The organism is Nocardia sp. CS682, assembly GCF_004634405.1.
GTDB classification, from domain to species: Bacteria; Actinomycetota; Actinomycetes; order Mycobacteriales; family Mycobacteriaceae; genus Nocardia; species Nocardia ninae.
Map to the genome: position 1 here is coordinate 1,311,090 of NZ_CP029710.1, position 21,110 is coordinate 1,332,199.

General features: G+C 68.6%; 21 protein-coding genes. 10 read left to right on the forward strand and 11 right to left on the reverse strand.

Going from position 1 to position 21,110, the window contains the following annotated elements; translation table 11 throughout:
* Window positions 1-42 precede the first annotated feature (42 nt).
* Both DMB37_RS05510 and DMB37_RS05515 read left to right on the forward strand, forming a co-directional pair.
* The gene (locus tag DMB37_RS05510) at window positions 43-321 is read left to right on the forward strand and encodes a hypothetical protein (protein WP_135231768.1); all 279 of its coding nucleotides are present in this window, start codon (window positions 43-45) and stop codon (window positions 319-321) included.
* 77 nt (window positions 322-398) lie between these two features.
* Window positions 399-1,358, forward strand: a complete 960-nt coding sequence (locus DMB37_RS05515) for a YafY family protein (protein ID WP_135231769.1) — start codon at window positions 399-401, stop codon at window positions 1,356-1,358.
* Window positions 1,359-1,454: 96 nt separating this feature from the next.
* Here DMB37_RS05515 and DMB37_RS05520 read toward each other — a convergent pair whose 3' ends face one another.
* The 4 genes from DMB37_RS05520 to DMB37_RS05535 all read right to left on the reverse strand — a co-directional run bounded on the left by DMB37_RS05520 (window position 1,455) and on the right by DMB37_RS05535 (window position 6,962).
* The gene (locus tag DMB37_RS05520; protein ID WP_135231770.1) at window positions 1,455-1,982 is read right to left on the reverse strand and encodes a hypothetical protein; all 528 of its coding nucleotides are present in this window, start codon (window positions 1,980-1,982) and stop codon (window positions 1,455-1,457) included.
* A 174-nt stretch (window positions 1,983-2,156) separates the two neighbouring features.
* Window positions 2,157-5,783: a cobaltochelatase subunit CobN gene (cobN, locus tag DMB37_RS05525; protein WP_135231771.1), complete on the reverse strand. Its 3,627-nt coding sequence runs from the start codon at window positions 5,781-5,783 to the stop codon at window positions 2,157-2,159.
* 209 nt (window positions 5,784-5,992) lie between these two features.
* On the reverse strand, window positions 5,993-6,220 hold the full coding sequence (locus DMB37_RS05530) for a hypothetical protein (RefSeq protein WP_135231772.1): 228 nt from the start codon (window positions 6,218-6,220) through the stop codon (window positions 5,993-5,995).
* Between the two features lie 301 nt (window positions 6,221-6,521).
* On the reverse strand, window positions 6,522-6,962 hold the full coding sequence (locus tag DMB37_RS05535; protein WP_135231773.1) for a nuclear transport factor 2 family protein: 441 nt from the start codon (window positions 6,960-6,962) through the stop codon (window positions 6,522-6,524).
* Between the two features lie 439 nt (window positions 6,963-7,401).
* Between DMB37_RS05535 and DMB37_RS05540 the strand changes: the two genes are divergently transcribed.
* Window positions 7,402-8,595, forward strand: a complete 1,194-nt coding sequence (locus DMB37_RS05540; protein ID WP_135231774.1) for a nitrite/sulfite reductase — start codon at window positions 7,402-7,404, stop codon at window positions 8,593-8,595.
* A gap of 272 nt (window positions 8,596-8,867) precedes the next feature.
* On the opposite strand, the gene ddaH is transcribed toward DMB37_RS05540, so the two are convergent.
* Window positions 8,868-9,710 (reverse strand): dimethylargininase, encoded by an 843-nt coding sequence (ddaH, locus tag DMB37_RS05545; RefSeq protein ID WP_370465330.1) that lies wholly within the window; start codon window positions 9,708-9,710, stop codon window positions 8,868-8,870.
* A gap of 137 nt (window positions 9,711-9,847) precedes the next feature.
* Between ddaH and DMB37_RS05550 the strand changes: the two genes are divergently transcribed.
* The 5 genes from DMB37_RS05550 (at window position 9,848) to DMB37_RS05570 (ending at window position 13,521) form a co-directional block, all read left to right on the forward strand.
* Complete coding sequence (locus DMB37_RS05550; protein WP_135231775.1) at window positions 9,848-10,285, forward strand: Lrp/AsnC family transcriptional regulator; 438 nt, start codon at window positions 9,848-9,850, stop codon at window positions 10,283-10,285.
* Between the two features lie 54 nt (window positions 10,286-10,339).
* Complete coding sequence (locus DMB37_RS05555) at window positions 10,340-10,975, forward strand: precorrin-8X methylmutase (protein WP_135231776.1); 636 nt, start codon at window positions 10,340-10,342, stop codon at window positions 10,973-10,975.
* Between the two features lie 8 nt (window positions 10,976-10,983).
* The gene (gene cobJ / locus DMB37_RS05560; protein WP_135231777.1) at window positions 10,984-12,618 is read left to right on the forward strand and encodes a precorrin-3B C(17)-methyltransferase; all 1,635 of its coding nucleotides are present in this window, start codon (window positions 10,984-10,986) and stop codon (window positions 12,616-12,618) included.
* Window positions 12,619-12,650: 32 nt separating this feature from the next.
* The gene (locus DMB37_RS05565; protein WP_107657662.1) at window positions 12,651-12,917 is read left to right on the forward strand and encodes a hypothetical protein; all 267 of its coding nucleotides are present in this window, start codon (window positions 12,651-12,653) and stop codon (window positions 12,915-12,917) included.
* A 73-nt stretch (window positions 12,918-12,990) separates the two neighbouring features.
* The gene (locus tag DMB37_RS05570; RefSeq protein ID WP_135231778.1) at window positions 12,991-13,521 is read left to right on the forward strand and encodes a PadR family transcriptional regulator; all 531 of its coding nucleotides are present in this window, start codon (window positions 12,991-12,993) and stop codon (window positions 13,519-13,521) included.
* On the opposite strand, the gene DMB37_RS05575 is transcribed toward DMB37_RS05570, so the two are convergent.
* The 4 genes from DMB37_RS05575 to DMB37_RS05585 all read right to left on the reverse strand — a co-directional run bounded on the left by DMB37_RS05575 (window position 13,507) and on the right by DMB37_RS05585 (window position 16,974).
* Window positions 13,507-14,247, reverse strand: a complete 741-nt coding sequence (locus DMB37_RS05575; protein WP_240772487.1) for a cobalt-precorrin-6A reductase — start codon at window positions 14,245-14,247, stop codon at window positions 13,507-13,509. The two genes, DMB37_RS05570 and DMB37_RS05575, sit on opposite strands and share 15 nt — an antisense overlap.
* Window positions 14,244-14,861, reverse strand: coding sequence for a DUF6861 domain-containing protein (locus DMB37_RS41240; protein WP_240772257.1), 618 nt, complete (start codon window positions 14,859-14,861; stop codon window positions 14,244-14,246). The genes DMB37_RS05575 and DMB37_RS41240 overlap by 4 nt, the downstream gene beginning before the upstream one ends.
* A 96-nt stretch (window positions 14,862-14,957) precedes the next feature.
* Window positions 14,958-16,208, reverse strand: a complete 1,251-nt coding sequence (gene cbiE / locus DMB37_RS05580; RefSeq protein WP_135231780.1) for a precorrin-6y C5,15-methyltransferase (decarboxylating) subunit CbiE — start codon at window positions 16,206-16,208, stop codon at window positions 14,958-14,960.
* A 10-nt stretch (window positions 16,209-16,218) separates the two neighbouring features.
* A complete protein-coding gene (locus tag DMB37_RS05585) occupies window positions 16,219-16,974 on the reverse strand; it encodes an SDR family NAD(P)-dependent oxidoreductase (RefSeq protein ID WP_135231781.1) in 756 nt (251 codons plus the stop codon).
* Window positions 16,975-17,074: 100 nt separating this feature from the next.
* Here DMB37_RS05585 and DMB37_RS05590 point away from each other — a divergent pair, with 100 nt between their 5' ends.
* Window positions 17,075-17,503: a PPOX class F420-dependent oxidoreductase gene (locus DMB37_RS05590; protein ID WP_135231782.1), complete on the forward strand. Its 429-nt coding sequence runs from the start codon at window positions 17,075-17,077 to the stop codon at window positions 17,501-17,503.
* 47 nt (window positions 17,504-17,550) lie between these two features.
* Here the strand turns inward: DMB37_RS05590 and DMB37_RS05595 are convergent, their stop codons facing one another.
* Window positions 17,551-18,678 carry a Xaa-Pro peptidase family protein gene (locus DMB37_RS05595; RefSeq protein ID WP_135231783.1) on the reverse strand — a complete coding sequence of 376 codons (1,128 nt, stop codon included), beginning with the start codon at window positions 18,676-18,678 and terminating at the stop codon, window positions 17,551-17,553.
* A gap of 365 nt (window positions 18,679-19,043) precedes the next feature.
* On the opposite strand from DMB37_RS05595, the gene DMB37_RS05600 reads away from it, so the two are divergent.
* Window positions 19,044-20,015 carry a 5'-3' exonuclease gene (locus DMB37_RS05600; protein WP_135231784.1) on the forward strand — a complete coding sequence of 324 codons (972 nt, stop codon included), beginning with the start codon at window positions 19,044-19,046 and terminating at the stop codon, window positions 20,013-20,015.
* 305 nt (window positions 20,016-20,320) lie between these two features.
* Here DMB37_RS05600 and DMB37_RS05605 read toward each other — a convergent pair whose 3' ends face one another.
* Window positions 20,321-21,013, reverse strand: a complete 693-nt coding sequence (locus DMB37_RS05605) for a DUF4333 domain-containing protein (protein ID WP_135231785.1) — start codon at window positions 21,011-21,013, stop codon at window positions 20,321-20,323.
* Window positions 21,014-21,110: the final 97 nt, after the last annotated feature.

Sequence of the window (21,110 nt, forward strand, 5' to 3'; positions counted from 1 at the left end):
GCCTACGGTAGGTGTCACGCCGACCCCGAAGCGAGCGTATTCATGGTCATCATCGCTGTGCACGACGCCCTCCTCGCGCAGATCGGCAATCCGACCCCGGAACCGCCGCCGGTCTCGGACAAAATTTTGCAGATGGTCCGCTACCTCACCTGGCTGGTGCTGCTGTCCGGGGTCTGCGGGATCACCTTCGCGGGTGGACGATTCGCCTGGGAGAAGTGGCAGGGCGGCCCGCTCGACTCGCCGAAGATGATCGCAGGCGGCATGATCGGCGGCGTTGTCGCTACGAGTGCGGGGACCATCATGAACGCGGTGGTCGGCTGAGCGGACGCCATCGGATCACAACTTGGTCGACTCGATCGCGGAAGGTAGCCTTCCGCGATTCCTGCGATGATCGCCCCATGTTGGAGACCTCCGCGCGGCTACTTCGCCTGCTGTCGCTGCTACAGCTGCACCGGGATTGGACCGGACCGGTGCTCGCCGAGCGACTCGGGGTGTCCACGCGCACGGTGCGCACCGACATCGAGCGACTGCGGTCCCTCGGCTATCCGGTGCACGCCACGCCGGGTGTCGCGGGCGGCTACCGATTGGGCGCGGGCTCGGCGCTGCCGCCGCTGCTACTCGACGACGAGGAGGCGGTGGCGGTCGCGGTCGGTTTGGCCACCGCCGCCAACGGGGCCGTCACCGGCATCGAGGAGACCTCGGTGCGCGCGCTGGCGAAGTTGCAGCAGGTGTTGCCCGCGCGGCTGCGCGCCCGCGTGGCGGCACTGACCTCGGCCACCGTGCACGCGCCGGATATCGGCCGGAACACCGTCGACGCCGAGGTGCTCACCGCAGTGGCCGGCGCGATCCGGGCGAGCGAGCGGTTGCGCTTCGACTACGCGGCACATTCGGGTGCGCCGTCGCGCCGCGATGTCGAGCCGCACCGGCTGGTGCACTGGCGCGGGCGCTGGTATCTGGTCGCGTGGGATCCCGGCCGCGACGACTGGCGCACCTTCCGGGTCGACCGGATCGTGCCGAAGACGCCGAACGGGCCGCGGTTCACGCCGCGCGAGGTGTCCGAGGACGACATCGCCGAGCGCGTTCGACGCGGGGTCGGCGCGGCGACCTGGCGCTACCGCGCGACGGTGCGCATGGCCGCGCCCGCCGAGCGGATGCGGGCCCAGCTGCCGCCCGCGGTGTCCGTCGAGCCGGACGGGCCGGATCACTGTGTGGTGCGGGCGGGTTCGGATTCACCGCGGATGCTCGCGTTCTATCTCGGTTCCGTCGATGTCGATTTCGAGATACTCGAGGGTGCCGAGCTCGCGGAGCAGCTGCTGGCGACCGCCGAGCGATTCCGCAAGGCGGCCGGTCACCGATAAACGTTTACGTACCGGAATTAGGCGATAAACGGGCGAACCCAGCCGGTTCGGCATAAACGACCGAACAGGCTGGGCTGTCAGGGTTCTCGATTCCCGTCAGGGCTGGTTGGCACCCGCGATGCCACCGATGATTCCACCGATGATGCAGCCGGGGATGGCACCGATAATGGCGAAGATCAAGCCGATCAAGAAACCGATGGCGCACCCGATCAACACACCGGCGACGGTGGTACCCGCGTCACCGATGAACTGCGGCGCCCCGGCCTCCGGGACCGCAGCCCCGACCGGCGTCAACGTCAAAGTGGTTGCACTGGCGTCGACTTGCGGCGCGACCCGCACCTGCTGACCCGCCACCGAATGGAGGGTCGTCGGCACGTTGGCGACCACCGATCCGTCCGGCGCCAGCACGGAGATGCCCTGATCGGGCGTCAGTACGAACTTGCCGGAGGCAAGCGTCACCGTCGCGTTCGAGCGGTCCGGCGCGACGGCGGCGGTGTAGGCGACGCCCCGATCGACCCCGCTGATCGCGTCGGCCACTTGCACTTCACCGTGTGCGGTTGCCGCCGCGACACCGGTCGCGGCCACGGTGAGCGCTGCGGTAGCGAGCATTTTCCTGATATTCATAAGGCTTTCCAATCATCTAGCCGATTCGATTGGCGTTTCCCGGAAACGGCCGTGGAACACCATCGATCATGCTCTCTCGACAACGGGATTGTCGAGAGAAACGGGCAGATTGAATTACCTTGCAAGATCACACATTTCGCGCTTCCCCATGTAATTGGGGGGTTGATTTTCGCGCTATTCCAATTCCCCTTCGGTCTCCAAGTAGACCTGGCGCAGTCGATCCAGTGTCGCCTGCTCCGGGTGCTCCCACAAGTCCCGTTCGGCGGCTTCCAGCAGCCGCTCGGCAATGCCGTGCAGCGCCCACGGGTTGGACTGCTCCATGAACTTGCGGTTCACGTCATCGAAAACGTAGCTCTCCGCGAGCTTCTCGTACATCCAGTCGGCGACGACATTGGTGGTGGCGTCGTAGCCGAACAGGTAGTCGACGGTCGCCGCCATCTCGAACGCGCCCTTGTACCCGTGCCTGCGCATCGCCTCGAGCCAGCGCGGGTTCACCACGCGAGCCCGGAACACCCGCGAGGTCTCCTCGGAGAGCGTGCGGGTGCGCACCGCGTCGGGCCGGGTGCTGTCGCCGATGTAGGCCTCGGGATTCTTGCCGGTGAGCGCGCGCACGGTGGCGACCATGCCGCCGTGGAACTGGAAGTAGTCGTCGGAGTCGGCGATGTCGTGCTCGCGGGTGTCGGTGTTCTTGGCCGCCACCGCGATTCGGCGGTAGGCGGTGCGCATGTCGTCGGCGGCGGGTGCGCCGTCGAGATCGCGGCCGTAGGCGTAGCCACCCCAGGTGGTGTACACCTGTGCAAGGTCGTCGTCGGTACGCCAGCTCTTCGAATCGATCAGTTGCAGCAGGCCCGCGCCGTAGGTGCCCGGCTTGGAACCGAAGATGCGGGTGGTGGCGCGGCGGGCATCGCCGTGCTCGGCCAGGTCGGCTTCGGCATGCGCGCGAACGTAATTCGACTCCCCGGGCTCGTCGAGTTCGGCGACCATCCGCACCGCGTCGTCGAGCAGCGCGAGCACGTGCGGGAAGGCGTCGCGGAAGAAGCCGCTGATGCGCACCGTCACATCGACACGGGGACGGGCCAATTCGTCGAGCGAGATCACCTCGAGCGTGGTGACGCGGCGGCTCGCCTCGTCCCACACCGGCCGGACACCCAGCAGGGCAAGAACTTCGGCGATGTCGTCGCCGGAGGTGCGCATGGCCGAGGTACCCCACACCGAAAGGCCCACCGAGCGCGGGTATTCGCCGTGATCGGCCAGGTACCGCGCCAGCAGCGAATCCGCCATGGCCTGACCGGTTTCCCAGGCCAGCCGGGACGGGACGGCCTTCGGGTCGACGGAGTAGAAGTTGCGACCGGTCGGCAGCACATTGATCAGGCCGCGCAGGGGTGAGCCGCTGGGGCCCGCCGGGATGAAGCCGCCGTTGAGGGCGTGCAGGACGCGATCGATCTCGATGCCGGTTTGCCGCAGGCGCGGAACGACTTCGGCCGCGGCGAAGCGAAGCACGGAACGCACTGCGGTGAGCTCCGGATCCGCGGACGGACCGGTAAGCAGCGACGCGGCGAACTCGTCGACCAGCCTGTCGACCGCATCGGCGGACCAGTCGGCGGCCTGCAACGCGGCGACCAAGCTGCGCGCCTGCTCCTCCACCACGTCGACCCGGCCACGCGCCTCGGTGCCGGATTCGTCCAGCCCCAAGGCTTCCCGCAGCCCGGGCACATTGCGCTCACCGCCCCAGAGCTGACGGGCGCGCAGCATGGCCAGCACCAGGTCGACCTCGCTCTCCCCCGCGGGCGCCTGGCCGAGGATGTGCAGGCCGTCGCGGATCTGCACGTCCTTGATCTCACACAGCCAGCCGTCGACGTGCAGCAGCATGTCGTCGAAGACGTCCTCGTCGGGGCGTTCGGCGAGGCCGAGGTCGTGGTCCATCTTGGCCGCGCGCATCAACGTCCAGATCTGCTGGCGGATGGCGGGCAGTTTGGCCGGGTCGAGGGTGGAGATATTGGCGTGCTCGTCGAGCAGCTGCTCCAAACGGGAGATGTCGCCGTAGCTTTCGGCGCGGGCCATCGGCGGGATCAGGTGATCGACCAGGGTAGCGTGCGCGCGCCGCTTGGCCTGGGTGCCTTCACCGGGGTCGTTGACGAGGAACGGGTAGATCAGCGGCAGGTCGCCGAGGGCGGCGTCGGTGCCGCAGGAGGCGGACATGCCCAGGGTCTTGCCGGGCAGCCACTCCAGGTTGCCGTGCTTGCCGAGGTGCACCATCGCGTCGGCGCCGAAACCCTCGGCGGAACTGAGCCACCGGTACGCGGCGAGGTAATGGTGGCTGGGCGGCAGGTCGGGGTCGTGGTAGATGGCGACCGGGTTTTCACCGAAGCCGCGGGGCGGCTGCACCATCAGCACCACATTGCCGAAACGCAGGGCGGCGATGACGATCTCACCGTTCGGGTCGGCGGAGCGGTCGACGTAGAGCTCGCCGGGCGGCGGGCCCCACGCCTCGACGATGGCCTCACGCAGGTCTTCGGGCAGCGTGTCGAACCACGCGGTGTACGCCGCCGCGGTAATCCGAATCGGGTTGCCCTCCAGCTGTTCCGCGGTGAGCCAGTCCGGATCCTGGCCGCCCGCCGCGATGAGAGCGTGGATGAGGGCGTCGCCGTCTTGCTCATCGAGGCCGGGAACCGCACCCGGCTCGCCGAGATCGTATCCGGCGCTGCGCATCTCGGTGAGCAGGCGGATCGCGCTCGCGGGCGTGTCCAGGCCGACCGCGTTGCCGATGCGGGCGTGCTTGGTCGGGTAGGCGGACAGCATCAGCGCGACGCGCCTGCGCTCGGCCGGGATGTGCCGCAGCCGCGCATAGCGCACCGCGATGCCGGCGACCCTGGCCGCGCGTTCGGCGTCCGGGACGTAGGTGGACAGGCCGTCGGCGTCGAACTCCTTGAAGGAGAACGGAACCGTGATGATCCGGCCGTCGAACTCGGGGACGGCGACCTGGGTGGCGACGTCCAGCGGCGAGAGCCCGTCGTCGTTGGCCGCCCACTGGGCCCGGCCGCTGGTCAGGCACAAGCCTTGCAGGATGGGCACATCCAGGTCGGCGAGTGCGCCGACGTCCCAGGCCTCGTCCTCACCGCCCGCCGAGGCGGTGGCCGGCTTCGTGCCACCGGCGGCGAGCACGGTGACCACCAGGGTGTCGGCCTGTCGCAGTGTCGCAAGTAGTTCAGGCTCTGCGGTGCGCAACGAGGCACAGTAGAGCGGCAGGGCGCGTGCGCCCGCGTCTTCGATCGCACCGCAGAGTGCGTCGATGTAACCGGTGTTCCCGGCGAGATGCTGTGCGCGGTAATAGATCACCGCGACCGTGGGCCGCTCGGCACCGGCCTCGACGGCCGAATCCCGTTCCAGCACACCCCAGCTGGGCAGCTGCACCGGCGGCTCGAAGCCGTGGCCGGTGAGCAGCACCGTGTCGGACAGGAAGTTGTGCAGCTGCCGCAGGTTCGCCGATCCGCCCGCGGCCAGGTAGTTGTGCGCGTCGGCGGCGACACCGCCGGGCACGGTCGAGCACTCCATCAGCTCCGCGTCCGGCGCGATCTCGCCGCCCAGCGCCACCATCGGCACGCCGCTGGCCCGGATCGCGTCGAGGCCGTCCTCCCAGGCGCGCTTGCCGCCGAGGATGCGCACGATCACCAGATCGGCGCCGTCGAGCAGCGCGGGCAGGTCGTCCACCAGCAGCCGGGCGGGGTTGCCCCACCGGTACTCGGCGCCGCTCGCGCGGGCGCTCAGCAGATCGGTGTCGGACGTGGACAGCAGCAGAATCACAGGTGACGGCCTTCCTCGGGTTACGCGCCCATCGGTTGCTGCTCGCCGCCGGGGTCGGCGGCCAGCGGAGCCGGCGGGGTGGGTGAGCCCAGAGGGTCTGGCTATTCACAGTGGCGCGACCGCACCGGATTTCCACCGGTTTCCTCGTCACCCGCCGAGCACGGCAGATGCTACCTGCCGTACCACCGGGTTCGGCTCGGCGGTCGCCCTCAGCTCGCCGCGCGGGCGGCCAGGAAGTCGTCCACGATGCGCGCACAGTCGGCCCGGGGGGCGTGCTCGATGCCGATCAGTTTCGCGAAGACGGTCGGGCCGACGAGTCGGGTCAGTGCCGGCTCGAGGTCGAATTCACCGAGTTCGGCGCGGACTTCCGGGGTGTCGAGCAGTTCGTCGAACGGCTGGCGGTACTGCTGGAGCAGTCGATGCCGCAGCGACGACAAGGCGGGCGCGCCCTCGCCGTGCTCGGTGCCGGTGGCCGGCCTGCGCGTGGGACGGTCGGTAACTCGTTCGCCGCGGCGCTACAGGTTGCCGAACGGGCCGGACCGCAAGCTCGGCCGCTGATCGAGTTCGCCGAGAGCGCCTTCATGCACGAGCGCACCAATCCTGCCTCGCCCTCGGCTATTTGGCGTTCGGGGCCGCTGTTGTCGTGGAGGTCTGGGCGCCGGGGCGGTCGCGGAAGACCACGGTCGCTCCCGATCCGCAGCGCACCCCGGCGCACATCTGAGGCGATACGCGCTTTGGCTACGTCAAATCGGCGTTTCCGTCGACGACTTTGAGCTGGTAGTGGAATCGGTTGACGCGCCAGCCACCCGGAGTCCGTTCGGTGCCTAGGGCGTAGCTGCCCACGAAGGTGCGGGTCTTGCCGTTGGTCGCGGAGTTCTTCACGTGCACCGCGATCGCGTCGGCATGCACGGTCGCCGTATCGCCCGCCAGCTCGATCAGATGGTTCCCGGACTGATGGTGGACCGCGTCCAGGTCGGCCAGCCCCACCCGCCAGTCCTCGACGATGTCCGCCGCCGCACGCTCGCCGACCGGGCCGCCGAAGCCCCCATCGAAGTCCACCTTCGGGGTGAAGACAACGGTGGCAAGATCATCCCACCGTCCCTGATCGGTGTAGACGAACAACCGGGTAATCACGTCGATGATCGCGAGTCGGTCTGCAAGGGTAGAGATTTCGGACATATGGCACACCCTAGCGATCCTCGCGATCAGTTGCTCGACGACCTTCACCGGTGACTTTGGGGGGACTCTTTCGCGATGTTGCGCGCGCTCGCCCCACGACACTGAGCGTGCGGGCAAGTTACTGACCTATAGGTCGGCCGTATACGCGGCTGCCCATGCACTGTGACGGGCTAGCCGGGCTGGCCGACGCTAGCGAGCTGGGCGGCGCTTCCGGACTGGGCCGCGCCAGTCGGGCTGGGCCACGCCAGTCGGGCTGGGCCGCGCTTGCGGGCTAGGCGGCGCTACCGGCTTGGGCCACGCCAGTCGCGCGCGGCCACACCAGACGCGCTCGGCCACGCCGGTTGGGCTCGGCGGGCTGGCGCGGCTGGGCAGCGGCGGTGGGCTGGGGCGTCTCCTCCCTGGTGGGCCGGTCGGCTCGGGTACGTACCCTGGACGGACTATGACTCGAGGTGTTCCGGATTCCTGTCCCGGCGTGTTGCGGCTGCACGAGGCGGCCGATGGGCCGCTGGCGCGGGTAAGGCTGCCTGGTGGTCGGGTGGAGCCGGGGCAGTTGCAGGTGCTGGCGGATGCGGCGCGGGAGCTCGGGGACGGGAATATCGAGCTGACGTCGCGGGGGAATGTGCAGCTGCGGCAGGTGCGGGATGCTGGTGAGCTGACCGGGCGGCTGGAGGCTGCGGGGTTGTTGCCCAGTCAGACGCATGAGCGGGTGCGCAATATTGTCGCTTCGCCGCTGTCCGGCCGAATCGGCGGTACTGCGGACGTGCAGACGCTTGTTCCGGCGCTCGACGCTGGGCTGCTGGCCGCGCCCCGGCTCGCCGAACTCCCTGGGCGCGTGCTGTTCACACTGGACGACGGGCGTGGCGACGTCAGCGTGCTCGGCGGCGATATCGGCGTACACGCAACGGGCACCGACGAATTCGCGCTGTTGCTGGCGGGGCGTGACACCGGAATCCGGGTCTCGGCTGCCGACGCGGTGGATGTCATGCTCGCCGCCGCCCACGGGTTTCTCGACCTGCGCGGCGGCGCGGCGGGGCGGTGGCGGCTGCACGAGATCGATAACGGTGCCGAGCGGGTAGCTGAACTGCTCGCCCTCCGACGCGGCGCCGATCGGCTGGAACTCGGTGCGGCTCAGGATGTCCCGATCGGCTGGCTGGATCAGGACGACGGATTGGTCAGCCTCGGCGCCGGTGTCCGCCTGGGCTCGCTGCCGTCCCGCACCGCCGAATTCATCGCCGCCATCGAGCGTCCCGTGTTCGTCACGCCGTGGCGCAGCCTCGTCATCACCGACCTGGCGGAATGGGCGGCGGAGCAAGTTGTCCGCGTACTGGCCCCGATGGACCTCATCTTCGACGCCAACTCCCCCTGGCTCCAGGTCAGCGCCTGCGCGGGTCGTCCGGGTTGCGCGAAGTCGCTCACCGACGTCCGCGCCGACGTGACAGCTGCGGTCGAGTCCGATCGGGTTCTTCCCGCTGAGTCGAATCAGCCTATGCACCAAGGCATGCCGGTAATCGATGCCGACGAGGTAACCGTTGCGGGCCGCCAACACTGGTCCGGCTGCGACCGGCGGTGTGGCCGCCCACGCGGCACGGTGACCGACATCGTCGCCACCGATAACGGCTACCGGATCGCCTGACCGCTGGGTCCGCCCCGGGGCTTGCGGTCCCGCCCCCAGGACCGCGGTCCCCCCTCACTACACGGCCCCGCCTTCAACAGCACGCAGTCCCCACCCTCAGGGCCATCCCACCTTTGAACCGCGCAGTCGCGCCTTCAGCGCCGTGCGGTCTCGCCCCTCAGTGTCACCTCAGGACCCCGCTGTCCCGCTCAGAACCACGTCTTTCATGACGAACGGCCCTGGCGGGGGCATCGCTCGAAAGCAGCCCACCACCAGCGCCGTTGATCTCGGAGCTACTCGTGAATCTCCAACGTGCAGCACTTGACGCTGCCGCCGGCCTTGAGCAGCTCGGACATGTCGATGCCGATCGGGTTGTAGCCGCGGGCACGCAGCGCTTCGCTGAGCGCGACGGCCTTGTCACTGAGGAAGACGTTCAACCCGTCGGAGACACCGTTCAACCCGAGCACTTCGGCGTCCGCGTCCGTGGCGACGATGGCGTCGGGGAACAGCTCGGCGAGCACCGCCTGGCTTTCCGCGCTGAAGGCGGGCGGGAAGTAGGCGATGGTGTGGTCATCGAGCGGCAGCAGCACGGTATCGAGGTGGTAGAAGCGCGGATCGACCAGCTCGAGCGACAGCACGGGCCGCGAAAAGTGCTGCGCCACTTCCCGATGCGCCGCGAGCGAGCTGCGGAAGCCCATGCCGGCGAGCATGCGGTCACCGACCAGGAGGAAATCGCCCTCGCCCTCGTTGATCTCCTTGGCGTCGACCAGTCCGGCGAGGCCGTGCTGAGCGAACCAGTTGTGGTATGCGGGGCCCTCGGCGGCACGCTGGACGTGGGTGAACCGGGCCGACATCGCCCGGTCGCCGACGACGAGTCCGCCGTTGGCCGCGAACACCATGTCGGGCAGGCCGGGCACGCCGGGCACCACGTCGACCTTGTGGCCGTACTCCTCGTAGGTGGCGCGCAGGGTTTCCCACTGGAGCAGGGCCAGGGCACGGTCGACCGGGGCCTCCGGATCCATCCACGGATTGATGCAGTAGGTGACGTCGAAGTAGTCGGGACGGCACATGACAAACCGTCGCGGCGACGGCTTACGAACGGTGGTCTCGGCGCGGAGGGTGGCTACAGACGTCAACGTGTCTCCCGGAGGTCGGCGCGATCTTGCGGCTGACACGACCGTAATTCGCCTAGTATTGCGCCAGGAACATCGAATCGTTGCGCATTTCGGCCCTAGAACATCGAATAATTGCGCAATAGCGAAAGGGCTGTGACGTGGACGACATCGATCGGCGGATATTGGAGCACCTGCTCAGACAGGCCCGCGCCTCGTTCCAGGAAATCGGCAGCGCGGTCGGCCTGACCGCGCCCGCGGTGAAGCGGCGCGTGGACAAGATGGTCGCGAGCAAACAGATCACCGGTTTCACCGCGTTGGTCAATCCGGCGGCGATGGGCTGGAAGACCGAGGCTTACGTCGAGGTGTACTACCGCGACAACATCTCTCCGGCCGAACTTCGCCGCAGTCTCGAACCTATTCCACAGGTCGTCGGTGTGTGGACCATCGCGGGCGAGGCCGACGCGCTCGTCCACGTGATGGCCACCGACATGGCCGAGATCGAGGTGACCGTCGAACGCATCCGGGAGAACGCGCGCGTCGGGCGCACCCGCAGCTCCATCGTGATGTCCCGCATTCTCGAACGTCCCCGCACCTGACCCCCGGCTACCCGCGCCGACCTGGTGGGGAAGCCACCTCTTAGGGTGGACGCCATGTCCGACTTGCGTGCCAGCTACCTCACCGACGGGGCCGAGATCTATCGGCGCTCGTTCGCGATGATCCGCGCGGAGGCGGACCTCGATCGGTTCCCGCCGGAGGTCGCGCAGGTGGTGGTGCGCATGATCCACGGGTGCGGTCAGGTGGATCTGGCGGGGGATGTGGCGTTTTCGCCCGGCGTGGTGGCTTCGGCTCGGGCCGCGCTGCGAGCGGGGGCGCCGATTCTGTGTGATGCGAACATGGTCGCGTCCGGCGTCACCCGCAAGCGGCTGCCCGCCGACAACGCGGTGATCTGCACGCTCACCGACCCGCGCGTGCCGGAACTCGCTGCGCGCATGGGTAATACGCGCTCGGCCGCGGCGCTGGAGCTGTGGCGTGCGCACCTCGACGGTGCGGTCGTCGCCATCGGAAACGCGCCGACCGCGCTGTTCCACCTGCTCGACCTGCTCGACGCGGGCGCACCGAGGCCCGCCGCCATCATCGGCATTCCCGTCGGCTTCATCGGCGCCGCCGAATCCAAGGACGCGCTGATCGAGTTCGGCGACATCGAATACCTCACCGTCCGCGGTCGACGCGGTGGCAGTGCCATCACCGCATCCGCGTTGAATGCGATTGCGAGCGAACAGGAATGACGAGCGAAATGGGGACCGAAGCTGAATCACACACGGCGCCAGGCAAGTTGTGGGGTGTAGGGCTCGGCCCCGGCGATCCTGAGCTCGTCACGGTCAAGGCGGCGCGGGTGATCGCCGAGGCCGACGTGATCGCGTTCCACAGCGCACGCCATGGGCGCAGCATCTCCAGAGGTATTGCGGCGCCGTACATGCGGGCCGGGCAGCTCGAGGAGCATCTCGTCTATCCGGTGACGACCGAGACCACCGACCATCCCGGCGGATACCAGGGCGCGATCGATGAGTTCTATGAGCAGGCCGCAGAACTGCTCGCTGGGCATTTGGCGGCGGGCCGGTCGGTCGCGTTGCTGGCCGCGGGTGACCCGCTGTTCTACAGCTCCTACATGCATATGCACCGGCGGCTGGCCGATCGGTTCGAGGCGGAGATCATCCCGGGTATCACCTCGGTGAGTGCGGCGTCGGCGGCGTTGGGTACGCCGCTGGTCGAGGGTGAGCAGGTGCTGACCATCCTGCCCGGCACCATGCCCGTCGACGAGCTCACCCGCAGGCTCCGCGACACCGAGGCCGCCGCCATCATGAAACTCGGCCGCACCTATCCGAATGTGCGCCAGGCACTTTCGGATTCCGGTCGTCTCACCGACGCCTACTACGTCGAACGCGCCAGCAGCACCCGGCAGCGTGTTCTGCGCGCCGCCGACGTAGCCGACGCCGATGTGCCCTACTTCTCCATCACGCTCGTCCCCGGACCGGCACCGACCACCCCGCTCCCCCACACGAAACCCGCTGCGACACGGCAAGGCTCACCGAACACTCACGCCGCCCCATCGACCGGGCACGCCGAAGACGCTGCCCCACACGGATATCCGGCCGACCGCCCCGGCGAGGTCGTCGTCGTCGGCCTCGGCCCCGGCGCCGCCGAGTGGACGACCTCCGAGGTACACGAAGCCCTCGCCGACGCAACAGATCTCGTCGGTTACACCACCTACCTGAACCGAGTCCCGCTGCGCCCCGGCCAGCGCAGGCATGCCAGCGACAATCGCGTCGAATCGGAGCGCGCCGCCATGGCGTTGGACCTGGCGCGGCGGGGCGCGCGGGTCGCGGTGGTGTCGTCGGGCGACCCCGGGGTCTTCGCGATGGCGGCAGCGGTACTGGAGGAAGCCGCGGATCCCCAGTGGCGCGATGTGCCGGTGCGGGTGCTCCCCGGACTCACCGCGGCCAACGCGGTGGCCAGCCGGGTCGGTGCGCCGCTCGGGCACGACTACGCGATGATCTCGCTCTCCGATCGCCTCAAGCCGTGGGAGGTTGTCGCCCAACGGCTTTCCGCGGTCGCCGCCGCCGACATGGCGATCGCGGTGTACAACCCGGCCTCATCGCAGCGCACCTGGCAGGTCGGCGCCATGCGCGACCTGCTGCTGGAGCATCGCAAGCCCGACACGCCCGTGGTGCTCGGCCGCGATGTGGGCGGACCGACGGAGTCCGTGCGGGTGGTCGCGCTCGGCGATCTCGACCCGGCCGAGGTCGACATGCGGACCCTGTTGATCATCGGCGCGTCGACCACTACAGCCCAGGAAACCGACCAGGGGGTCCGCGTTTACACCTCGCGGCGCTACGCCCGCAGCGGCGACGCGGCCGCCCCCGACGCGTAAGATCTGCTGACGCACCGACGAATGGAGGGATCTTGGCCGCGACACTGTCGGAGCTGACGCTGCGCGCCCGAGCCCTGGAGGCCCGAGCCACCGCGAGCGAACAAGCACTCGACGAGCAGGGCGACGTCCTCAGCGAGCTCGCGGCTCTCACCCGGAAGGCGCTCGACGGTATCGACCGGATCGAGGGGCGCGCCGAAAAGATCGAGGAAGACCTCGTCGAACTGCGCCTGGGCCAGGCGCGACTGGAAGAGGGCATGGCGCTGGTGCTCGCCAGGCTCGATCAGCTGGCCGGCAAATAAGTGTCACCGCCGATCCGGCGCACGTTCGTATAACATTCCACTATGGAAGGTTGAGAGCGAAGGGAGCAGTCGGTTGACGAAGACCGCGACCAGCCGCAAGCCGTTGAACTCCACGGCCGCGTCGCTGCTCGGATTTCTACACGAAGGACCGATGTCGGGCTGGGACCTGGTGGCCAAGGCCCAGGACCGCATCGGCGACTTCTGGACGATCACGCAGAGCCAGGTGTACCGGGAACTGGCCGCGATGGATGCGGCAGGCCTGGTGGAGAAGGGCGAACCGGGCGCACGGGAACGCACGCCCTACCTGATCACCGACGCGGGACGGGAGGCCTTCCTGGAGTGGATCGCTCGCGACCCTGGCGGCGAAAACATCCGCTTCCCACTATTGCTCACGCTGTCCTTCGGCCACCATCTCGACCGCGCGCATCTGGACCGAATCATCGCCGCCAACAGGGAGATTCACCAGACTCGACTCACCAAATATCTCGGCGAGGACCCGACCGATCTGCCGCCCTACGCCCGCGCCACGCTGGACTTCGGCATCCGATACGAACGCGCGGTGCTCGATTGGTTCGATCGCCTGCCCGAACTACTCGGCCGCTGACCGGAGCCAATCCCATACTTGGGCAACGTTTTCCATGACCACCGCGCCCTCAGGCAGCGCGGGTCGATCGATCATGACAACCGGCAAGCCTGCCGCACGGGCAGCGGCCAACTTCGCATCCGTCTGATCGCCGCCACTGTCCTTGGTGACGAGCACATCGATGCGCCGGTCCACCAGCAACCGGGTTTCGTCCTCGACGGCGAAAGGGCCACGGGCGAGCAATAGTTCGTGCCGTGGCGGGAGCGCGCCCTCGGGTGGATCGATAGCGCGGATCAGAAACCAGGACTCGATCAGTCCGGCAAAAGCGCCGACACCCTGACGGCCGATGGTCAGAAAGACGCGTTCACCCAGCTCACCGACGGCCTTCGCCGCAGCGGCGAGATCCACTACCCGGATCCACTTGTCGCCATCCTGCGGTAACCAGCCGGGTCGCCGCAGATGGACGAGCGGCAGCCCCAGATCGGCCGCAGCCGCAGCGGCATTCACACTGATGACGCCCGCGAACGGATGAGTGGCATCGACCACGGTGTCGATCTCGTTGGCCACCAACCAGTCCCGCAGGCCCTCGACCCCACCGAACCCGCCGACACGCACTTCGCCGACCGGCAACAGGGGGTCACGAACGCGACCGGCGAGCGAGGAGACGATCTCGAATCCTTGCTCGCCGGAAGCGACGTGGGCGAGTTCCCGGGCTTCCCGGGTGCCGCCTAAAAGGAGGGTTTTCAGGGCTGGCCGCTGAAGTAGGCGATGCCCGCGTTCAGCAGCGACGGCCCGCCCGCGACGGCGAGACCGATGAGCGCGCCGAGCACGGCACCGGGCAGGATCCCGACCCCGAAGAACAGGAAACCGATAGCGGCGCCGATCAATCCACCGACCGCGGCACCGAGCGACGCGCGCTGCAGTTCGGCGAAGAACCATTCCTGCGCGCCGATGAACTCGGCGGCGACCGGCGCGTTCGCGGACGGCGCGACCTTCGGGGTCAGCGTCAGCTGCTTGGCGTCGTCGGCGATGGCCGCGGCGATCTCCACCTGCTCGCCCTTGGCGGTCGCGGTGAGCGGAATGGTGGTGACGGCCGCGCCTGCGGCGTTGGTCAGGGTCACCGACTGCTTGTCGGCGGCCAGGCTGAACGCACCGCCGGTGACGCTGGTGACGACGGACTTGCCCGCGTCGGCCAGCTGCAGCGCGTAGCTGACACCCTGGTCGGTGCCCTTGACGGGCTGCGCGGCAGTGGCCTGATCCTGCACCGCGGGCGGTACCGGCGCGGCATACGCGGTGCCCGCGGCGATGCCGGTGGCGGCGATGGCCAAAAGTGCGGTGGCGGCAAACTTCTTGTATTTCATCTATCTCCCCATCAGGAACCGGATTTCCGATCATGATCGGATCTCGGCCCCGACCCTACCCGCTGGACAGAACTCGTTTCATTTGCGGACCTCAATTCACGACTCCGCATTGTGCGATTTCACAACGAACCACTGCGTGACCGGGAGCTGCGGGCGCCAGGTCGTGAAGGATCCCAGCGACTCCGCGCGGTAGATCTGGAACTTCCGCAATGTGCCGCCGTACCTGGCCGCCCAGCTGAGCAGCAGCGACTCGGATTCGGCGGTCACCGCGTTCACGACGAGCCTGCCGCCCTGTCGCAGCTGCGACCAGCATGTCTCGAACAGGCCATGCTGGGTGAGCCCGCCGCCGATGAAAATGGCGTCCGGCACGGTGGATTCGACGCTCCGGCGCAATTCCTCGAGCACTTCGCCGCGTACGTCGATATACGGTACGCCCAGGGCGGCAGCGTTATCGGCGATCTGCTGTCGCCGGTGCTCGAGCCGTTCGAAAGTCAGTGCGCGACAGGTGGAATACGTGCGGCACCATTCGATCGCGATGCTGCCGGATCCGCCGCCGACATCCCACAGCAGTTCGCCGGGGGCGGGTGCCAGTGCAGTCAGCGTTAGAGCGCGCACTTCGTTTTTGGTGAGTTGCCCATCACCGCTGAACAGTTCGTCCGGCAGGCCGGGCAGTCTGGTCGCTCGGATATTCGCGGGGTCCGCGACGCACTCGATGGCCACGATGTTCAGCGGGTCACCGGCGGACCGCTGCCACTGTTTCGCGATCCCGGTCGCTATCCGCTCCGCCTGGCCGCCCAGTTGCTCGAGCACCGTCAGCGTGGAGTCACCGAATCCGTTGCGCCCCAATAGCTCAGCGAGCTGTCCCGGTGTTTCCTCGTCGGCGCTGAGTACCAGCACTCGCCGCCCGTCTGCCAGCTCGGCCAGCACCGTCTCCAGTGCTCGGCCGACCACGCTGACCACGGGCGTCTCTGCCAGACCCCACCCAAGCCGTGCGCACGCCAACGACGCCGACGACGGCTGCGGCAAGACCCGAAGCGCGTTCGCCCCCAGCAACCGCGCCAACGTCACTCCGATGCCGTAGAACATCGGATCGCCGCTGGCCAGTACACAGATTCGGGAGCCGGCGTACCGCGCGAGCAATCCGGGTAGCGCGGGCACCAGGGGTGACGGCCACGCCACCCGCTCCCCTACCGAATCCTGTTCCGGCACAAGGGCGAGCTGCCGCGACGAACCGAAAAGCACCTCGGCGGTGGCGATGGCTTCCCGCGCCGAACGCCCGAGCCCGTCCCAGCCGTCGGCGCCGATCCCCGCCACGACCACCGGCGGACCGGACCAGGTCGCGGTCATCGATGCCCGCTCACCGCGGCATCCGGCGCCAGATCGCTTGGGGCAGAAGGCGCATCGCGAAGAAGACCGGGCGCAGGATCAGCGGCGTCCAGACGACGCCTGTGCGCTTGTGCAGTCCCTTGACCACGGCGGCGGCCACCTGGTCCGGGGTGCTGGAGAACGGGGCCGGTTCCATGCCCTCGGTCATCCGGCCGATGACGAATCCGGTGCGCACCAGCAGCAGGTGAACGCCGGTGCCGTGCAAGGCATCCGCGAGTCCGCTGGCGAAACCGTCGAGTCCCGCCTTGGCCGACCCGTACACGTAGTTGGCGCGACGGACCCGCACACCGGCTACCGAGCTGAAGACGACGAGCTGGCCTTCCCCTTGCGCGCGAAGCAGATTCGCGAGCGTGGTGAGCACGCTGACCTGAGCGACGTAGTCGGTGTGCACCACGGCGATCGCGTGCGCCGGATCGCGTTCGGCCCGTGCCTGATCGCCGAGCACACCGAACGCGACCACCGCCACCCCGATCTGCCCGTACTCGGCCGTGAGCTTCTCCAGGAAGGCCGGATGGTTCGCCGTGTCGTCGGCGTCGAACTCCACGCAGTGCACGGCCGCCGCCCCGGCGTCGGTCAACGCCGCGATCTGCTCCGCCAGCTCGCTGCTGCGCCGAGCCGCGAGGATCACCACCTGCCCCGGTGCCAGCCGCCGCGCCACCTCGAGCCCGATCTCGCTGCGCCCGCCGAGCAGCAGCACCGTCCCCTCGGCAATCCCTCGCATTCCCATGCGCCCAGTCTGTCATTCCACCCCCACCCACCCGCGCAACGGGACATATCGAGCTATATCCCGTGCGCGGTCCCCCTGGCGGCACCGCTACGGTCTGGTTATGCCCACGCAGACCGCAGAACTCTCGCCCGCCGCCCTCGAGTTCGTCACCGAGCGGCATCTGGCGACGTTGACCACGTTGCGGGCCAACGGGACGCCGCATGTCGTGGCGGTGGGGTTCACCTGGGACCCGGAGGCCCGGATCGCCAGGGTGATCACCGACGGTGCGTCGGCGAAGGTGCGAAATGTGCGGCGGGGCGGATACGCGGCGGTCAGCCAGGTCGAGGGTCGCCGGTGGCTCACGCTCGAAGGCCCGGCAACGGTGCTCGACGATCCGGACGCCGTCGCCGAGGCGGAGCAACGCTACGCCGGCCGCTACCGAGTCCCCCGCGTAAACCCGACCCGCGTGGTCATCGCCATCCAGGTCGAGCGCGTGCTGTCCAGCTCCACCCTGATTGCCCCCACGCCCGACACCACTCGTCCGGCGTAGTGCCGCCAGCGGACGGGCAGTGAATCGACCCGCCCGCTACTCGTCGACTACAGGACCGTCAACCCGTGGGGTCGCTGGTTCATGGATTCGCAACCGTCCGCTGTGACCACGACGATGTCTTCGATCCGCGCGCCCCAGTCGCCGCGGAAGTAGATGCCGGGCTCGATGCTGAAGGCCATGCCCTGCTGAAGGACGAGGTCGTTGCCTGCGACGATGTAGGGCTCCTCGTGTACCGAGAGGCCGATGCCGTGACCGGTGCGGTGCACGAAGGCGTCGCCTAAACCGGCTTCGACCAACAGGTTTCGTGCAGCGGCGTCGACGGATTCGGCGGTGACGCCGGGGCGGACGGCGGCGACGGCGGCGGCTTGTGCACGTTCCAGGGCGGCGAAGCGGGCGGCGATCTTGGGGTCGGGTTCGCCGAGGACGTAGGTGCGGGTGGAGTCGGAGTAGTAGCCGGGGTCGACCGGGCCGCCGATGTCGATGACCACCACGTCGCCGGACTCGATGCGGCGCTCGGAGACACCGTGGTGCGGGTCCGCGCCGTGCGGGCCGCTGCCGACGATGACGAACGCGGCTGCGGTGTGCCCTTCCTCGATGATGGCGGCGGAGATATCGGCGCCGACCTCGGCCTCGGTGCGGCCGACCTGCAGGAATTCGCTCATCCGCGCGTGCACCCGGTCGATGGCCGCGCCCGCTCGGTGCAGCGCGTCGATCTCGGCGACATCCTTGATCATGCGCAGTTCGCGCAGCACCGGCGTGGCGGAGGCGGGCAGGCCGGTGAACGACGCGGCCAGCGGGATCAGGTGCAGTGCGGGCATGGCGTCGGCGACGGCCACCCGGGAGCCGACGTGCAGCGCCGACTTCACCAGTCCGTACGGATCGGTCCCGTCGACCCAGTCCAGCACGCGCAGGCCGAGTTCGCCTGCCGCGGACCCTTCCAGCGAGGCCAGTTCCAGCTTGGGGATAACCACCGAGGGGGTTGCGCCGTCGGCGGGGATGACCAGGCAGGTCAGGCGTTCGAACGATTCGGCCGCGGACCCGATCAGATACCGCAGATCCGGGCCGGGAGTGATCAACAAGGCGTCCAGATGGGCGGCCCGCATCAGCTGCACCGCCCGCTCCAACCGCTCACCGTAAATGTCCGCCGCGAACCTGGAATCCGTATGCGAGCTCATTCATCCGACGTTACCTGCCGCGCCCGTCCCGGCGAACCCGAACTCCCCCGCTCCACTTCGTCCACCCGAACCGTCATCGGCACTTCACGAGGCCGCCGACCGGCCGGGAAGCGCGTGTGCGGGTAGCAGGACGACGCCGAGCTGCTCGAATTCGTCGGCCACCGAAACGGCGGTGTAGCAGGTGAGCACGCCTCATTCCCTTTCCGGTGCCGCGAGTTGGGGACGCGTTCGAATCGAGTGGGGATACTCCCGGACCGCCAACGCTCGTGAGGCACGCACGCACCGGTCGCGCTTACCGACACTGCTGTTGCCCGTCACGGGTGGGAACGCCGGGGTTTGTCGGGGCTGGGAGGTAGCCTCAGCGCGTGACTTCTGCTGCGACTTCCGGTGGACCGCTGTTGCTCCTGGACGGGGCGAGCCTGTGGTTCCGTGCCTTTCACGCGATCCCCGAGAAGATCACCGCGCCGGACGGGCGGTCGGTCAACGCGTTGCGCGGGTTCACCGACATGGTCGCGTCGTTGATCACCAAGCACGCGCCGAGCCGGTTGGTGGTGTGCCTCGACTTGAACTGGCGGCCGGCCTTCCGGGTGGAACTGGTGCCGTCGTACAAGGCGCACCGGCTCGACACCGCCGCCGACGCGGGGCCCGGTGCCGAAGTAGTACCGGACACGCTGACACCGCAGGTCGACATGATCCTCGAGGTGCTCGAAGCGGCAGGCATCGCGACCGGCGGCGCCGACGGGCTGGAAGCCGACGACGTGCTCGGCACCCTGGCCACCCGCGAGACCACCGACGAGGTCGTGGTCGTCAGCGGCGATCGAGATCTGCTGCAACTCGTCCGGGACACCCCGCAGCCGCCCGTGCGGGTGCTCTACGCGGGACGCGGATTGGCGAAGGCCGAGCTGTACGGCCCGGCGGAGGTTTCCGCGAAATACGGTGTGCCGCTGGAGAACGCGGGCCGCGCCTACGCCGACCTCGCCACCCTGCGCGGCGACGCCTCGGACGGCCTCCCCGGCGTAGCGGGCATCGGCGAGAAGTCCGCGTCCATGCTGATCACCCGATTCGGTTCCCTGGAAGCATTGGTCGCGGCCGTCGAAGACCCCGAAGCCGACCTCGCCCAAGGCATCCGCGCCAAACTCCGTGCGGCAGAAGAGTATTTGAAAGCAGCGGCGCCGGTCGTCCGAGTGGTCTGCGACGCCGACGTCGAACTCTCCCGGCCCGACACCCTCCCCGCCGCCCCGGCCGACCTCGACCGCCTCCGCGAACTGGCCACCGCCTACAACGCCGAAAGCCCGGTCACCCGCCTCATCAAGGCCCTCGCCGCCCGCACCGCCTAACCCCCAAAGCCGCACTACCGCAGCGCTTTCGCCGCCGGACAGGTGTACCTACCCGATGTAGGGCGGGCAAGGACTCCCCGGGTGAGCGGTCCAGTGAACGGAAGACCTACCCGGGACTTCCGTGAACAGTGCTGGCAGCGCATGGTGATCACCGCTGATCTGGACTGATTCTCAGGATGCGTGCCCGGTGGACGCACTCCAGCGAGCACAAATCCCAACCGGAACGGCGGTATCCACACCCGGCAAAAACGCCAACGGCCGGCCCACCGAAGCGGGCCGACCGGGAGGCTACTAGCGGGCGGGACCTAGTTCGGGCGGCCGACCTCGTAGGTTCCGTCCTCCTTGGTGATCTTGATAGTCACCTTCTTGCCCTCGCCGCTGACCTTCAGGTTGCAGTCGAAGGTGGCGTCGACCTTGACTTCCTGACCGGACGGGCAACTCACGTCGCTGACGTCCTGGATGCCGTAGGAGTCGGTCAGCACCTTCTTGACGCCGTCCTGGACGGCCGCCTGGTCCAGCTTGTCCTTGGAGGTCAGCACGAGGACGAGGGCGACGATAGCGCCGATGACCACGACACCGAGCACGACCAGGCCGATGACCAGGCCTTTTCCTTTGCTCTGCGGCGGGGGCTGCTGCTGGCCGCCCCACTGCGGCTGCGGCTGCTGCTGACCCCACTGCGGCTGGCCCTGCTGCCAGTCCTGCGGCTGGGTCTGGCCCCAGGGCTGGCTCTGCTGGCCGGGCTGACCCCACTGCGGGTTCGGCTGCTGCCCCCACTGCTGCTGCCCGGGCTGCTGCGGCGGCTGACCCCACGGCTGCTGCGGCGGCGGCTGATCACCGCCCCACTGCTGGGTCGGCTGGGCCGAGGCCGGAGTCTGCGGCTGGCCGCCCCACTGGTGGGTGGGTCCTGCCCCGCCGGGTGCCTGCTGTCCACCCCACTGCTGGGTGGGATCGTTGTTGCGCCCCTCCCCGGGTTCGCTGGGTCCAAACGGGCCGCTCATCTGGTTGCCTCCACTCGCATCGTTGTACACACGGTAGCCCCCCGCGTGAGAACGGTCCGATATCTCTAGTCCTCCGCCACGGTCGGTACGCGAAAGA

Coding starts and splice junctions, on each gene's coding strand:
- DMB37_RS05510 (WP_135231768.1), top strand. CDS start 43: ATGGTCATCATCGCTGTGCACGACGCCCTCCTCGCGCAGATCGGCAAT.
- DMB37_RS05515 (WP_135231769.1), top strand. CDS start 399: ATGTTGGAGACCTCCGCGCGGCTACTTCGCCTGCTGTCGCTGCTACAG.
- DMB37_RS05520 (WP_135231770.1), bottom strand. CDS start 1,982: ATGAATATCAGGAAAATGCTCGCTACCGCAGCGCTCACCGTGGCCGCG.
- DMB37_RS05535 (WP_135231773.1), bottom strand. CDS start 6,962: ATGTCCGAAATCTCTACCCTTGCAGACCGACTCGCGATCATCGACGTG.
- DMB37_RS05540 (WP_135231774.1), top strand. CDS start 7,402: ATGACTCGAGGTGTTCCGGATTCCTGTCCCGGCGTGTTGCGGCTGCAC.
- DMB37_RS05555 (WP_135231776.1), top strand. CDS start 10,340: ATGTCCGACTTGCGTGCCAGCTACCTCACCGACGGGGCCGAGATCTAT.
- cobJ (WP_135231777.1), top strand. CDS start 10,984: ATGGGGACCGAAGCTGAATCACACACGGCGCCAGGCAAGTTGTGGGGT.
- DMB37_RS41240 (WP_240772257.1), bottom strand. CDS start 14,861: ATGAAATACAAGAAGTTTGCCGCCACCGCACTTTTGGCCATCGCCGCC.
- cbiE (WP_135231780.1), bottom strand. CDS start 16,208: ATGACCGCGACCTGGTCCGGTCCGCCGGTGGTCGTGGCGGGGATCGGC.
- DMB37_RS05585 (WP_135231781.1), bottom strand. CDS start 16,974: ATGGGAATGCGAGGGATTGCCGAGGGGACGGTGCTGCTGCTCGGCGGG.
- DMB37_RS05590 (WP_135231782.1), top strand. CDS start 17,075: ATGCCCACGCAGACCGCAGAACTCTCGCCCGCCGCCCTCGAGTTCGTC.
- DMB37_RS05595 (WP_135231783.1), bottom strand. CDS start 18,678: ATGAGCTCGCATACGGATTCCAGGTTCGCGGCGGACATTTACGGTGAG.
- DMB37_RS05605 (WP_135231785.1), bottom strand. CDS start 21,013: ATGAGCGGCCCGTTTGGACCCAGCGAACCCGGGGAGGGGCGCAACAAC.